The organism is Emticicia sp. 21SJ11W-3, assembly GCF_024138715.1.
Taxonomy (GTDB): domain Bacteria; phylum Bacteroidota; class Bacteroidia; order Cytophagales; family Spirosomataceae; genus Emticicia; species Emticicia fluvialis.
The window spans coordinates 2,102,480-2,117,158 of record NZ_CP092074.1 but is presented as its reverse complement, the minus strand read 5'-3'; the positions used below and the strand labels follow the sequence as shown (position 1 = coordinate 2,117,158).

12 protein-coding genes are annotated in these 14,679 nt (G+C 40.9%); 4 read left to right on the top strand and 8 right to left on the bottom strand.

The features are described 5' to 3' along the window. Nucleotides 1-181: 181 nt before the first annotated feature. The 3 genes from MB380_RS08930 to MB380_RS08920 all read left to right on the top strand — a co-directional run bounded on the left by MB380_RS08930 (nucleotide 182) and on the right by MB380_RS08920 (nucleotide 4,417). Nucleotides 182-2,575, top strand: a complete 2,394-nt coding sequence (locus MB380_RS08930) for a TonB-dependent receptor domain-containing protein (protein WP_253534715.1) — start codon at nucleotides 182-184, stop codon at nucleotides 2,573-2,575. A gap of 91 nt (nucleotides 2,576-2,666) precedes the next feature. Next, complete coding sequence (locus MB380_RS08925) at nucleotides 2,667-3,602, top strand: DUF4097 family beta strand repeat-containing protein (RefSeq protein ID WP_253534713.1); 936 nt, start codon at nucleotides 2,667-2,669, stop codon at nucleotides 3,600-3,602. A gap of 59 nt (nucleotides 3,603-3,661) precedes the next feature. Then, the gene (locus MB380_RS08920) at nucleotides 3,662-4,417 is read left to right on the top strand and encodes a hypothetical protein (RefSeq protein WP_253534711.1); all 756 of its coding nucleotides are present in this window, start codon (nucleotides 3,662-3,664) and stop codon (nucleotides 4,415-4,417) included. A 217-nt stretch (nucleotides 4,418-4,634) separates the two neighbouring features. On the opposite strand, the gene MB380_RS08915 is transcribed toward MB380_RS08920, so the two are convergent. The 7 genes from MB380_RS08915 to MB380_RS08885 form a co-directional block, all read right to left on the bottom strand. Then, the gene (locus tag MB380_RS08915) at nucleotides 4,635-5,204 is read right to left on the bottom strand and encodes a MarC family protein (protein ID WP_253534709.1); all 570 of its coding nucleotides are present in this window, start codon (nucleotides 5,202-5,204) and stop codon (nucleotides 4,635-4,637) included. Nucleotides 5,205-5,252: 48 nt separating this feature from the next. Then, on the bottom strand, nucleotides 5,253-6,293 hold the full coding sequence (locus MB380_RS08910) for an aminotransferase class V-fold PLP-dependent enzyme (RefSeq protein ID WP_253534707.1): 1,041 nt from the start codon (nucleotides 6,291-6,293) through the stop codon (nucleotides 5,253-5,255). A gap of 81 nt (nucleotides 6,294-6,374) precedes the next feature. Further along, complete coding sequence (gene cdaA / locus MB380_RS08905) at nucleotides 6,375-7,166, bottom strand: diadenylate cyclase CdaA (RefSeq protein WP_253534705.1); 792 nt, start codon at nucleotides 7,164-7,166, stop codon at nucleotides 6,375-6,377. Between the two features lie 154 nt (nucleotides 7,167-7,320). Beyond that, nucleotides 7,321-8,505 carry a sialidase family protein gene (locus MB380_RS08900; RefSeq protein WP_253534703.1) on the bottom strand — a complete coding sequence of 395 codons (1,185 nt, stop codon included), beginning with the start codon at nucleotides 8,503-8,505 and terminating at the stop codon, nucleotides 7,321-7,323. 207 nt (nucleotides 8,506-8,712) lie between these two features. Continuing rightward, a complete protein-coding gene (locus MB380_RS08895) occupies nucleotides 8,713-11,337 on the bottom strand; it encodes a TonB-dependent receptor domain-containing protein (RefSeq protein ID WP_253534701.1) in 2,625 nt (874 codons plus the stop codon). A 207-nt stretch (nucleotides 11,338-11,544) separates the two neighbouring features. Continuing rightward, nucleotides 11,545-11,718, bottom strand: coding sequence for a hypothetical protein (locus MB380_RS08890; RefSeq protein WP_173830566.1), 174 nt, complete (start codon nucleotides 11,716-11,718; stop codon nucleotides 11,545-11,547). Between the two features lie 93 nt (nucleotides 11,719-11,811). Beyond that, entirely contained in the window at nucleotides 11,812-12,414 is a 603-nt protein-coding gene (locus tag MB380_RS08885) for a 2OG-Fe(II) oxygenase (protein WP_253534692.1), read from the bottom strand. A gap of 106 nt (nucleotides 12,415-12,520) precedes the next feature. Between MB380_RS08885 and MB380_RS08880 the strand changes: the two genes are divergently transcribed. Next, nucleotides 12,521-14,113 (top strand): peptide chain release factor 3, encoded by a 1,593-nt coding sequence (locus tag MB380_RS08880; protein WP_101727887.1) that lies wholly within the window; start codon nucleotides 12,521-12,523, stop codon nucleotides 14,111-14,113. 25 nt (nucleotides 14,114-14,138) lie between these two features. On the opposite strand, the gene MB380_RS08875 is transcribed toward MB380_RS08880, so the two are convergent. Beyond that, entirely contained in the window at nucleotides 14,139-14,639 is a 501-nt protein-coding gene (locus MB380_RS08875) for an NADH-quinone oxidoreductase subunit C (protein ID WP_253534690.1), read from the bottom strand. Nucleotides 14,640-14,679: the final 40 nt, after the last annotated feature.

Here is a 14,679-nt window from a genome sequence, read left to right as displayed (position 1 = left end):
ACCTGCATCTTTTTAGTATTAACTGTTTGCTTGTTGGTTTTCACACAATGGTAACCCTGATAGTTTGGGTTGGTGACTCAGAGAATTAAGACCGTTTCATTTCAAAAAAAATTGCCTGAAACTGCAACGTTTTAAAATCTGAAGTTACTCTTAATAAACTATCAAATTTTAAACAAAAATTATGAAAAAGCTATTACTATGCACATTGCTCTTAGGAGCAACAGGGTCTTTATTTGCCCAAAAAATTAAAATTACAGGCTTTGTTTTAGATTCAACCGCTAACAAACCTGTTGAGTTTGCCACCGTGGCGCTCTTGAAAGATAACACCCCTATTGAAGGCACCACTGCCGATGAACGAGGGAAATTTACACTTACAAAAGCAACCAAAGGCAATTATCAAGTCAAAATCACATTTGTAGGGTACCGCGACAAAATCATCAACAACGTTAAAACTGAAAACGAAGACCTGGACCTGGGCGTAATTAAAATTGGGCAATCGGCTCAGCAATTGCAGGAAGTAACAGTAGTTGAGCAAAAAGCACTGTTTGAAGAAAAACCCGACCGGCTGGTGTACAACGCAGAAAAAGACATAACCATTAAAGGTGGCAACGCCGGAGACGTACTGCGGAAGATTCCATCAATAGCCGTTGACATGGACGGAAACGTTGAACTACGCGGAAGTGCCAACATTAAGGTATTAATTAACAACAAGCCTTCAAACCTGATGGCACGCAGCATTGCAGACGTTTTGAAACAGATACCCGCCGACGACATCAAACAGATTGAGGTTATTACTTCACCATCGGCCAAATATGATGCAGAAGGTACAGCAGGTATCATTAATATTATTACAAAAAAGAATAGCATTCAGGGAATAAATGGTAATGCCGATTTATCGGTAGGACGCTGGAACGACCGCATGAATGGTTCGGTAAACTACAGGCAAAAAGCAATTGGTATATCGGCGCGTGGTGGTTTTAACCGCTGGCGTAATCAGGGAGGCAACGAAAGCAACCGCGTAACCAATGTGGAAGGTGTTTCAAGTGCCTTGTTTCAGACAACGACCTTCAGAGGTGATGGGGAAAACGGATACGGCACTATATCTGCTGATTGGGATATTGATTCGCTGAATCGCATGAGTGCCAGCCTGAATCTATACGACGGCAAAAACGGTATGAATTTCGACTACCTGAACGATTACTCAACACAAGGTGTAACCAACCAGTATTTCACCCGTAATCTGTACCGGATTTATGACTGGCAAGGCAATACCTTGAATCTGGACTATACCAAGACTTTCAAAAAACCGAGAAGAGAATTTAATGTGCTTACCATGTTCTCAAAAGAAGGCGAAGACAGCTTTTATAAGCTAGACCAGGCCAACGAAAACAAAGCAATTAATTACCGCGAGAAAAGTACAAACTATAGCGCTAATTATGAAGGTACGGTTCAGCTCGACTTCACTAATCCGCTAGATAGTGTCAGTACCATGGAGATAGGGGTTAAATCAATTTTCAGAAATGTAAAAAGCGATTATCAGGTGGCTAATGCAATTGATGGCTCAACCAATTTTGAAAATGTACCTGCCCTTGCCAATGTTTTTGAGTACGCACAGCAAGTGGCCAGTTCTTATCTTACCTACTCTCGTACATCAAAAAACAAGTGGGGCATAAATGCCGGTGTAAGATACGAGCACACGTTTATCAATGCTGAGTTTCTGGCTGGTAAAGTACCGTTCTCAAACAACTATGGTAACATTATTCCAAATATTAGTTTGTCGAGAAGTTTACCTAAAAACCAGAAATTGAAAATAAGCTATACGCAACGTATTCAACGGCCGATGCTCTGGTATCTGAACCCTTACGTAAATGCCAGCGAACCTCTGATGACATACACCGGTAATCCGTATCTTAAACCTGAGTTAACCCATAGTGCAGAAATAAACTATAATGTGTACATCAAAGAATCGTCAATCAATACCTCATTGTTCATGCGTACCACCAACAATGCCATTGAGCGTATCAGAACATTTGACCAGGAAGGTGTAGCAACACTAGCATTCCAGAACATTGCGCAGAATACTTCTTATGGCCTAACCCTGAGCGGAAACACCAAGATAAAGAAGTTTACAGCAAACGGCGCAGTAAATGTGTATTACAACATTCTGAACAGCCCCGCCCTACAGGCCAAGAACGAAAACCTGATGTACCGCTTCAATGTGAATTCAAGCTATGATTTCGGAAAAGGCTTTAAAGCACAGTTCTTCGGATTCTTTAATTCACCACGTGTAATGTTGCAAGGAAAAGTAAGCGGCTTTGCTTATTACAACGTAGGGTTCCAGAAAGAAATAATGAATAAAAAAGCCACGGTAGGTTTAGGTTTCGACAACTTTCTGGCACCTTACTTTACACAAAACGGTGAGTTTTCGGGGCCAACTTTTACACAAACCACTAAATCAAGATACTATAATCAGGGCTGGAGGTTGAGTTTCTCATACCAGTTCGGCAAAATGACCAGCCAACCGCAACGCTCTAAGAAAAGCATCAGCAATGATGACAAAAAGAGTGGCGATTAATCATAGGGCATAAGAATATCCTAAAATAACGGCTCACCATAAAACAGTAAAATTTCAAGAAAAATATATCATACTAAACCAATAAATAATCATGAAACAAATAATAATTGCGGTTTTAATCTGCATGGCTTATGCCAATTCTTTCGGGCAAACCAAACCATATAAAGTATCGTTCAGCGGACAGGGCAAAAAAGTTCAGATAATTGTTCAACAGGCTTCTGTTAGTATCCAGGGTGTTGATGGCAACGAGGTAACCATTGAGCAAACAGGCGAAAACCGTAAAGAGCTACCTAAAGAAGCTGAGGGCCTAAGACTGGTAACCGGGGGTGTGGTTGATAACACCGGTTTAGGTGCCAACGCCGAAGTAGAAGGTAACCTGTTAAAAATTACTATACCTAAAAATCGTTACACTGGTATTCTGAGCATTAAAGTACCTAAAAACCTGGATTTGAGTGTAACCGAAAGCCAGAATATGAATGAGCATAAAATCGTAATCAGCGATATAGCCGGTGAAATTGAACTGAAAACCAATAACTCTAAAGCTTATCTGAACGATATCACAGGCCCTTTGGTAGCGCATACCGGCTATGGTAAAATTTTTGTAACTTACTCTAAATTGTCACAAAGTTCACCCAGTTCCATTAATGCTTCCGGAGCAATTGACATAACACTTCCTTCTGACGCCAAGGCTAACCTGAAAGTACGTAACTATTATGGCGATTTGTTTACCGACTGGGATATCTCTGCCACAAAAAAAGATAACAAAAGTGTAGCCAGTTCAGGTGCTAAGACAATAAACGGGCAAGGTGAAATAAGTGAAGTTACCAGCAACACTAGAGCTAAAATTGCCGCCAGAGCAGATTGTAGCGATTGCGACGAAAAAGATATCTTTAAAAGAGACCAATACGTATATGTGAGTTCAACATTCAGCAAGGCTGATGCTTTTGAAGGCACTATTAACGGTGGAGGTGTGGTTATTGACCTGAAGTCGAGCAACGGCAATATTTACATCAGAAAGAAAAAATAAGCCAACCAATCAGGTAGCAAGCCTTGCTGGTTTGCTACCTGATTACCCAGAACCTGATTATGAAAAAACTATTACTTCTTTTCTGCCTTATAGCTGGGCCGGTTGGCTTTGCTCAGGTTAGATACGCCGCTGTTGCTAAAAATACGATTAAAGACGCCGCCATTTTAATAGATCGCAACAATATCCATATTCAGGGTTATGATGGAAATGAAATTAGGATTGAAATTGAAAATCCAATTTCGACACCCAAGCAGGCTGATGGATTAAAGCGAGTACCCATAAAGGGACTGGAAGATAATACCCAACTTGGATTAAACGTATTGCAGGAAGATTCAATGCTGGTAATAAGGGAAGTATGTAATTGTTACAACGGAACATACACCGTGTATCTGCCCAACAGGTTAAACCTGATGCTTTATGAAAACTCACCACAAAACGGGCAACGCTGGGCTGTTAAAGATATGCAAGGCAACTTTGATGCAAGCACCGAGTTTGGCCACATTTACCTGCAGAATGTAAGTGGCAGCATAAAAGCATATAGCAGGCATGGCTCAGTAAATGCTTATCTGACCCAAACCCATAGTTTGTATCTGTCAAGCCTTTTTGGCAAAGTAGTGGCTGAATTACCCCCAACCATTAAAGCTGACCTGAAAATCAAGACTTCAGAATGGAACGATGTTTTTACAGATTTTCAGCTGCCGGTAACGGAAAACAATCAGAATACAATAACCACCCAATTGAACGGTGGAGGAAATCTGGTAGAATTAAAGTCAGAGCATGGTAATATTTACCTACGGCAAAAAAAAACTAAATAAAGTAAAGCGCAGTAAAACTGATGCAGATGAATCTGTTCAAAAGCTAATGGCATCCAGCAATAGATTTTTGTTTACCGTTTAGTATTTTAAACCAGTTTTGAAAGCAACGACGTATTATTTAACCCACCGTTCATTTCTTTTAGGTTAGAAAAACAAATTTAATCATACAATTTAATCTATCAGTATTGGGCGAGGCTTTGTCTTGCCCTTATATTTTCTAAACCAGATTGGCTTTAATTAACTTAATAGAAATGGCTATCAGAATCATCCCGAATACTTTTCTCAGAATATCAGCACCTGTTTGTCCTAATTTCTTTTCAATCCAGACCGAACTTCTTAAAACAATATAAACTATTACCAGATTAAGCACAATACCCACAATGATGTTCTCTTGCTGATAGGCCGCCTTCAAAGATAAAATAGTGGTCATGGTTCCGGCTCCGGCAATAATCGGAAACGCCAGCGGCACAATTGAAGTAGCTTTACTTGACGACGTTTCATGCTTGAAAATATTCCGGCCCAATATCATTTCCATACCTATCAGAAAGATAATCAATGCCCCGGCCACTGCAAAAGACTCCACGTCAACCCCGAAGAGTTTCAGAATGCTGATACCCAGAAACAAATAGATAATCATGAGTAATCCGGCCACGGCAGTTGCCTGCTCAGCATGTATACCGCCCGCTTTTTTCCGTAAATCAATAATTATGGGTATTGACCCAAGAATATCAATTACTGAAAAAAGAATAATTGTAACAGAAATAATTTCTTTAAAACTGAAGTTCATTATCTGAGTAATATAGGTTTTTAAAAATACTTAACTGTTAAAATTACCTCAAAAATCAATTAAAACTTGCTTTAGTTGCTCCATCTCCCAATCCTCAATGGCCGGAAAATTGGCTATCCTGAAAGTAGTTTCTTTCCAGGCGCCATAACCATTACCTAAGGTTACACCTGCGGCTTTTGCCTTGTCTTTTAAAAGCCTGATGGCGGCTGCACTACCTTCAATTGCAATTACGGTATCTGAGCGCACTCGGGCATTTTTAATCAATAACTCAAACGCCGTTTGGTTTTCTATAAACTTATAAAAGTTTAAGGCTCTGGCAACTGTCTTTTTACTAACCAGCTCAATGTTTTCTACCTGGCGCATTACCCTGTTTAGCAAATAAATACCCAGCACGTTAGGCGTATAATGGGTCTGGTATTTCTCAAAATTCTCGTGCATAAACAAAAAGCTGTTGTAATGCTGCCTCTCTCCGATCATTTCTGCCTGTCGGATGGCTTTGGGCGAACATACCATTAACCCAAGACCGGCCGGTAAGCCCAAACACTTCTGTACCGAGGCCAGCCAGATATCTCCTTTTACCCAATCTAAGGCAACACCACCCATAGACGACGTAACATCAAAAGCCACCATTGCATTGAGCGACGGTATATTACTTAAATCTACCTGAGTAGCATTAGAGGTTTCATTTTGAGTAATACAAAAAACGTCAAATTCGCCAGTTGCCTGTGTTATAACTGGTATGGTTTCTTCTGCATCAAACTTTTGCCCTGCCACATTGCCTCCGGCTATTTTTTGAGCGTACTCAAACCATTTCTGTCCGAATGCCCCATTATACAAATGATAACTACCTTTAGAAGTAAAAGACTGCGCCACTATTTCCCAGCACTCAGTAGCTGACGAGGTAAAGTAAACGTGATAACGAGCAGGGATATTAAGTTTTTGTTTCAGAAGTTCAATGCTCTCCTGAAGTAAACCCATAAAAGCAGTACTTCTGTGATTCTGGCTTAAAATTCCTTCATTGAAGGCATCTTGCAGATACCCTGCTACTTGTGGGTAAATCTTTGAAGGCCCCGGATAGAATGTAATCATGGGTTTAAAAATAACAGGAAAACAGCCGGAAAAACCGACTGTGGAAGTATCGGCTAAAACCATTTAAAGCGCACTGGCCTTTTATTGCATCTGGTCAAGAAAATAGGCACTTAGTTCTCTTTCCAGTTCAACAGGTGTTACAACTTTTATGTTCCCGTCGAGCGCAAGAGAAATACGGCCGTTTTCTTCAGAAATACAAATGGCGGCTGCGTCAGTCGCCTCCGAAATACCCAAAGCTGCCCGGTGCCTGAAACCATAATGCGTAGGCAGTTCGTCGCTACTGGCAATTGGCAGAATACAATGAGCTGCCTGAATGCGGTTGCGGCTGATTACCACTGCTCCGTCGTTAAGAAGACTGTACTGACTAAAAATTGAAATCAATAATTTTTTAGATAAAAGGGCATCAAGCACATCGCCAGACTCTACAAACTTGCTTAAATCGTCATCTTTCTGAATAACAATAATTCCACCTGTAAACTCGCTCGACATAGCTTTGGTAGCCTCGGTAATAATTTTAAGCGGAGTAGTACTTTCTTCTTCCTCCAGTTTGGTGCCCAATAGTTTGGCAAAAAACTTGTTATTGGTTAAAGTGGTTGATTTACCAATTAATAATAAAAATCTGCGTATCTCCTGCTGAAAAAGCACAATAAGCGCCACCGCTCCTACCCCCATGAAGTACTCCATTATGCGGGTAAGCAGCTCCAGTCCAATGGCTTTAACTATTAAATAGAACAAATAAATGAGCAAATACCCTAGAAAAACTTTACTTGCTACACTACCTCTAACCAGGTTATATATATAATATAAGAGAAAAGCTACTAATACAACATCTAATACATCTGTCCACTTTATCTCCAGAAAGCCAATTTGCATAAGTTGGTATTTTTTGTGCGTGATTTGCGAAAGTACAAAAAAAACGAAAAAGCCACATCTAATGATATGGCTTTTCCTATTAAAATCTTTTTAAATTTATCTACAAATTAACAGTCAAAAGCTTCAGAATAAACAGATATATTTAATTTGGCAGTTATTCTAAGCGTTTATCAATCTCCTTTCTGAAGTTTTCAATGCGATGAAAAGTAAGAAAATTGGCGTCATGAAAATTATTGGCGCCTCCTACGGCATCATCATAGGCAGTTCTTGAAACAAAAATAATGTCGTCATTTTCAAACTGCCAGTCAACATACTGAAAACCGTGTTTGCTTACATCAGGATGGTACAGTAATTGTCGGTGAATCTCCCATTTTTTCAGGTCTTTAGTGCTAACAAGCGCCAATTGATTTCTAATTGAAGCAGGTGTTTTATTTTTATAGAGTGTGTCCACCGTATTCACCAATGCCCAATACCTGTCAGAGTTGCTGTCATATCTGATACTAAATTTCTTACTCGCACCGGGCATGGGTACAAACCCTGTTTGCTTATCAAAGGTAGCCATTTTACCATTCCTGCCAATTTTCACAAAAGCTGCCACTTCTGCATTACCTTGCGGCACATCAACTCTTAGTATATCAAGCATTTCACCATTTCTGCTAATCACTGCATTGCCTTCAAGCCATGCATTGAATTTGCCGTTCAGGTAGGTAGAATCATAAGGCAGCTTGTTAGTAGCCCTCCAGTTATCTGCATTCAGTAAATCCGAATTTAAAGGCGCCGAAATCATCATAGCACTATAGCGCTTGCCCCAACGTGTTGTGGGGGCAGTGGCGTATTCCAAAGCACGCCAGATTCTTGCCTTATGAATAACCACTGGCACAGGGGCCGTGTGGTACTCGCCTTCCAGTAACAAACCCGTTGTTTTGCTGTAGGGGGTTGTCCAGCTGTGTCCACCATCAACCGATTTACGAATAATGAAATTGCCATGATGCTTATTAGTACCCATAATATACAAGGCACCATTATGCGTAAACAGATTCGACCAGAACTGACCATCAATAATGGCGATTTGCTGCCATGTTTTGCCCTTATCTTTAGAAAAAAAAATTCTGGTTTGGGCTGAAGCAAACTCTTTTGATTTAGGTCCGAATTCATCATGCGATGCCATGTAGGTACCGTCCGGCAAAATGCAGATCGAAGGCGAGCCAATATACTTACCTGTCTCTTTCGCCATATAGTCTATCACTATCCCAGGTGGCTCAGCAGTGCTTTGTGCATAGGATTGATAAAAAAACAAAAAGAGAAGAGTAAAAATAAATGAGTTGGTGCGTAATTTCATAACAATAGACAGGTAAACAGGTCGAAAAAATATCCTGATGGAGCTTTAGCTCTTTTTAAACAGCCAAGCAAGATACTAATTTTCTGAAAGCCGGGAGCAATAAAGATATCTCTAAAAAAGAATCCCATTTTGTGAATCTATTCCTGAGTAACAAATTCTCAAAATGGGAAGAAAAACTTGGATATTACTGATTATAACCGAAAATGTTTAGCGCGGGCGTACGCCACCGCCAGCGCCACCTTGACCTTGCTGTCCTTGTGTGCCGCCATCGCCTTCACCTTCTTTGATGTCTTCGTTATTAACTTTTTTCTTGTTGCGGAATAAACCACCACCACCGTTGAAATCCATCTTGCCGAATGAATAATTGATAGAGAAGCGCACACCTCTGTTATACACATTACGTACTGAATTGGATACGAAGGTTGGGTCGCTTGCATAGCTTTTGATAACCATCTTCTTGGCAAACGGGTTATCTAAACCAAAATTGAAACTTCCTTTTTTGTTTTTGAAGTCTTTCTTCACCCCGATATTGTAAAAGCGGAAAGCTCCCTGATACCCCTGTAATTGCACCCGGCGGCTACCCATAAACCCAAAAGCCTGCGCACCCCAGCCTTTTGTAAAGGTATAAGAGGCATTGAAGTTGAAGTTGGAGTTCCACCCTTTGTTTTCAATAGCCACCAGACTGCTCTTATACGTATTGTCTGCCTGTAATACCGGAATCACAACGGTACCATTTAACAGATTATAAGTAAAGTTGGCTCCGCCACCTATTCTAAGGCTTTTGGTTGGCTGCACATTTAAAAATATATTGGCACCATAAAAGTTGGTTTTACCGATGTTGTCGAAAGTAGATGTAACAACCCCTTTCTCATCAACCGAGCGAACTGATGTAATGTTGTTATTCGTGAATCTTCTGAAAACAGCTACGTTAACCGAGTTAGCCTTAAAGTAAGTATTGTAGTTGATTTCAAAGTTATGGCTCAGCTCTGGTTTCAAAAGCGGGTTACCGTAAGAGATATTCAGAGGGTCGGCATAGTTTACAAAAGGGTTCAGGAACTCAAGAGACGGGCGTTGAATACGCTGACCGTAGCTGAATCTTACCTTATGATTTTTAGGAAAATCTTTAGAAACCGTAACCGTAGGCACTATGTTATCATAAGGTGCAATGGTAGTAGGTTTGTCTGAATTCTGAAACTTGGCATTAATTGAGGTGTTTTCGTAGCGAACACCCATTTTCAAGCCCCATTTTTGTGGTAAAGCCAGGGTAAGTGTGGTATAGGCTGCACTTACTTTCTGCTCGTAGTTAAAGTCGTTGGTTCTTGACGGGATGATTACATAATCATTTGTTTGCTCGTTAAACTGCAGGAAGTCATAACCACTGGATACATCGCGGATAATATACTTGGCACCTGCTTCAAATATATTCTTTTTAAAAGGCAGGTTATAATCAGCCTGAAAGGTAGTCTCGTTATTCAGCCCATCATTGTTACTTTTATTAAATGGTTTATTATCCTGGTCAGTTCTGAAATCAGTATCACGGGTATTTCTGCCATGCTGTATCAGCAAAGTAAAATCATGCCCCTGTTGTTTAAATGTACGTGTATAGTTGAAATCAATATCAAGGCTGTTGTTGGTGCGTAGCTGTTTCACATAGCGTGTAAACTGTTGCATTACCTCACCTGACGACCCTGTCAGTAAAGATGTCTGTGGCCCTCTGGTATCAAAATTTCCGATACCCAAACGGCCAGTCAATGTCATTGAGTTTTTTGAGTTAATGTCATAATCAATACTCAACTGCGTATTACCATTTATACGTCTCACATTATTAGCGTCAGTCTGTGCCAGGGTTGTGGTTGTGCCGCGTACCGAGCTTTCGCGGGTAGTGCTTCCGTCACTGGGTGTATTATAACCTGAGTTACCACCAAAGCTCAACGAAGTACCTACTTTTTTCTGACGAAGGTTAAGATTACCAAAGGCATTGGCGCCACGCACACCGGCACCTGCATTTACAAATCCGGTAAGGCCTTGCAGGGTATTTTTCTTGGTTATGATATTGATAATACCGGCCGTACCCTCTGCATCATATTTGGCAGACGGCGAGGTAATTACCTCTACCGATTTTATCATGTCAGACGGTATCTGTTTTAAGGCATCGGCAATATTCGTTGCCAGAATACTCGACGGCTTGTTATTAATCAATACCTTGATATTGCTGCTGCCGCGCATCTGCACGTTGCCGTCCATATCAACGGTAAGCATAGGTACTTTTCTTAATACATCTTCTGCTGTTCCACCGCGGCTGGTAATGTCTTTTTCGGCATTGTAAACCAGGCGGTCAACCTTATCTTCTACAAGAGCAGCCTGCCCAACTACCGTTACCTCATTCAGAATTTTGGTATCTGTAGCCATCACCAGGTTACCCAGATTAACCTCTGCTTTATTGGTAGGAACATCAACTTTGTTTAATGTGGTATTTTTATAACCAATAAAAGAGGCCACCACTTTGTAAGTTCCTTTAGCCAGGTTCTTCACAGTAAATGCACCGTTCATATCGGTCATTGAGCCTTCTACTACTTTATTGTTTTTGTCATATACTGCAATCGAGGCAAATTCAACAGGTTTTTTGGTTGTAGAGTCTACCAGAATACCAACAATTTTAGCCGAACCACGAGGCACATCATTCTGTGGCGTTTGCTGTTGCTGTGGATTACCCCCCGGGAAGCCTCCCCCACTACGGCCTCCTCCTCCAAAACCTCCTCCACCCGGAAACTGCGCAAAAGCTGTGTGAAGTAATGCCGATGAAAGGATTGTAAGTAAAAATTTTCTTTTCATTTGTGTAAATAACGGTTAAAAAATATGGTGTCTGTCGTGGCTAAAAAATCTTGATTTTGTGCAAAATTACCACTCAAACCCTCATTAAATACCGTATTTCACATTAAAAGATTTATAAAAAACACCATTACCTGAAAACAATAGATGAAAGTACCGGAAAAGTAGATAAGCGATACTTTAGACTTGAATAAGAAAAGCTGAAGAATACTATAAATGGTATTTGCGGCGCGTGGGATTTATCAGAAACTTCTTGTGCATGGTAAAACTTTCGGGGTGCATCTGGCTAAACAGCACACTCCATTCTCTGAACCTTTCAGGCTCGGCCTGCGCAAACTTATCTTTATCTATTTTTTTGCTTATCAGGTATTCTTCGAAAGTCATAGTTTCATGATTTTGTACAAATTTATAAAAAAACTTTAAAGGCTTAGCCATATAACGCGTTTGTAAAAGCAATACTAAATTTAAAGGTTCTCATTAATCAATATTGCGTAACCAGCCTGTCAGACTTCGGCGTTCGCGGTTCGCAGGTAGTACTTCATGTTCTATTTTATCGCTTTCAAATACAATCAGCCTGCCACCCAGCGGCAAAACGGTTTTGTCGCCGTCCGGCAAAAATAAAACGAGTTCTCCGCCATTATCAGGCTGCCAGTTCTGGTTCAGATAACAAATGAAAGATAGTTTTCGCCCAGAGTCATTTCTGAATTTATCGAGATGCCGTTTATAAAACGTACCTACCGGATAAGACGCATAATGGATTTCATAAGACCGTAACCCCAGAAAACAGGTATAATTTACATAGCCCATAAATTGTTCAAGGCGGTCAAGAAATACGGTTTCTATTCCTACGGCATTGCTTTTCTCCAGCCACAGAATCTCATCGCCTCTTATATCCTTTACCACTTCATGGCTTTTACTGATACCAGCCTTTTTAAACGCTTGTGCCTGATAATGTAAAAGAAAACGCTCATTAAGCGCTAATATTTCTTCGTCAGACAGGAATCCGTCCAAAATGCCATAGCCCCGGTCTAATATCTGAGAAATTATTGATTCAAATGCAACTTGCCATGTTTCTTCCATAATTTATGCGTAATTTTGCACCCGTTTTTAAGGTTGGCCACAAGGCCGTTTATTTGACACTTACAGACCAAGGCTGTAAACATCAGGTTCGCAAAATTAGATAAAAATGTCATTTCTTCAAGAATTACACAAACGCCGTACGTTCGCTATCATTGCCCACCCCGATGCCGGGAAAACCACACTGACCGAGAAGCTGCTGCTTTTCGGAGGTGCCATTCAGACGGCAGGGGCGGTAAAATCGAATAAAATCAAGAAATCTACTACTTCCGATTTCATGGAAATTGAGAAGCAGAGAGGTATCTCGGTGGCCACTTCTGTAATGACTTTTGAATATAGAGGGCTTAAAATCAATATTCTGGATACCCCCGGCCACAAAGACTTTGCCGAAGATACCTATCGAACGCTTACTGCCGTAGATAGTGTAATTCTGGTAATTGACTGCGTAAAAGGCGTTGAGGAACAAACCGAAAGGTTGATGGAAGTTTGCCGGATGCGTAATACGCCGGTGATTATTTTTGTAAATAAACTGGACCGCGAGGGACAAAACCCTTTTGATTTGCTGGATGAACTGGAGCAAAAACTGAATATCAGTGTACGCCCTATTACATGGCCGGTTAATGGTGGCTCTAACTTTAAAGGGGTGTATCACCTGCTGGAAAAAAAGATGAACCACTTTGCCGTAAACAAAACACGCCTGGAAGACGATATTGATGTGATTGAGCTGGAGTCGGAGGTGCTGGACAAAAAAGTTGGTGAAAAAGATGCCAACCAGCTAAGGGAAGATGTAGAACTGATAGAAGGGGTGTATAGCGAATTTGATAAAGAAGCTTACCTGGCAGGAAACCTGGCTCCTGTATTTTTTGGTAGTGCCGTAAGCAACTTTGGCGTGATGGAACTTCTGAATACTTTTTGTGATGTGTCTCCTCTGCCTGTGCACCGCATGACAGACAAACGTATGGTGGAACCTGAGGAAAAGAAATTCAGCGGATTTGTCTTTAAAATCCACGCCAATATTGACCCACGCCACCGTGACAGAATTGCTTTCCTGAGAATTTGCAGCGGACAGTTTGAACGTGGAAAATTCTATAAACACGTACGCTTAAGTAAAGATATGCGTTTCTCAAGCCCGTTTGCTTTTCTGGCCGACAGAAAAGATGTAGTTGAGGATGCCTACCCGGGAGACGTAATTGGTCTATACGATACCGGTACTTTTAAAATTGGCGATACGCTTACCGAAGGAGAAGCGCTTCAATTTACGGGTATTCCAAGCTTTTCGCCAGAGATATTCAAAGAGGTAATTAACAATGACCCTATGAAATCGAAACAATTAGAAAAAGGTGTGCAGCAGCTGACAGATGAAGGCGTGGCCCAGTTATTTACCCAGCAACCAGGTAACCGTAAGATAATAGGCACAGTTGGTGAGCTTCAGTTTGAGGTTATTCAATACCGACTGCTGAATGAATATGGCGCCAGCTGTAGATTTGATGCCCGCCCTTACTCTAAAGCCTGCTGGATAACCTCAGAAGATAAAGATAAGCTGGCTGAGTTTGTACGCCTGAAAGGCAATTATATTGCTTATGATAAAGACCAGAATCCGGTTTTTCTGGCAGAGACCGACTGGATATTACGAATGAATATCCAGAATAATCCGGACATCAAGTTTCATACTACTTCTGAATTTAAAACAGAAATGGTTTAGTGAAACGCTCACTAAACCATTTTTATTAATATTTTACCTTTATGCTGTGGTACTCTTCCTGCTCCTGATAGTCAGCTCTTAATGGGTGCCCCTCCCAATCAGCCGGAAGCAGTATTCTCCGCAAGTCGGGGTGGCCGGTAAAATCAATTCCAACCAAATCAAAGGCTTCACGTTCGTGCCAGTCTGCCGTGCGCCAGATACCTGCTACTGAAGGCACCTGTGGCAAGGGCTCTCCTTCTGCATTTCTGGGTACTTCCACCTTCAAAACGAAATTATGTTCGTACGGAATTGAGGTAAGATTATAAATTACCTCAATGGTGCCAACGTCAAGGCCGTTATCAATGGCTGTAATGCAGGCCAGAAAATCAAAATACAAATTGGGGTTTTCATGCATAAATGTGCAGACATCCACAATGCTTTCAGCCGGAACCGTTAAGCTGGGTTGAAGAACATTGCTCTCAACTTTCAGTACAATTGCTTCACCAAACTTATCTGCAATTACCTGCTTTATTTGTTCAAAATCCATAATTATCCAATTGGGTGCATGCGTGACTGACTGATTATTT

Bases quoted from the DNA above. Each gene is read 5' to 3' on its own strand.
- MB380_RS08930 (WP_253534715.1), top strand. From the start codon at position 182: ATGAAAAAGCTATTACTATGCACATTGCTCTTAGGAGCAACAGGGTCT.
- MB380_RS08925 (WP_253534713.1), top strand. From the start codon at position 2,667: ATGAAACAAATAATAATTGCGGTTTTAATCTGCATGGCTTATGCCAAT.
- MB380_RS08920 (WP_253534711.1), top strand. From the start codon at position 3,662: ATGAAAAAACTATTACTTCTTTTCTGCCTTATAGCTGGGCCGGTTGGC.
- MB380_RS08915 (WP_253534709.1), bottom strand. From the start codon at position 5,204: ATGAACTTCAGTTTTAAAGAAATTATTTCTGTTACAATTATTCTTTTT.
- MB380_RS08910 (WP_253534707.1), bottom strand. From the start codon at position 6,293: ATGATTACATTCTATCCGGGGCCTTCAAAGATTTACCCACAAGTAGCA.
- cdaA (WP_253534705.1), bottom strand. From the start codon at position 7,166: ATGCAAATTGGCTTTCTGGAGATAAAGTGGACAGATGTATTAGATGTT.
- MB380_RS08900 (WP_253534703.1), bottom strand. From the start codon at position 8,505: ATGAAATTACGCACCAACTCATTTATTTTTACTCTTCTCTTTTTGTTT.
- MB380_RS08895 (WP_253534701.1), bottom strand. From the start codon at position 11,337: ATGAAAAGAAAATTTTTACTTACAATCCTTTCATCGGCATTACTTCAC.
- MB380_RS08890 (WP_173830566.1), bottom strand. From the start codon at position 11,718: ATGACTTTCGAAGAATACCTGATAAGCAAAAAAATAGATAAAGATAAG.
- MB380_RS08885 (WP_253534692.1), bottom strand. From the start codon at position 12,414: ATGGAAGAAACATGGCAAGTTGCATTTGAATCAATAATTTCTCAGATA.
- MB380_RS08880 (WP_101727887.1), top strand. From the start codon at position 12,521: ATGTCATTTCTTCAAGAATTACACAAACGCCGTACGTTCGCTATCATT.
- MB380_RS08875 (WP_253534690.1), bottom strand. From the start codon at position 14,639: ATGGATTTTGAACAAATAAAGCAGGTAATTGCAGATAAGTTTGGTGAA.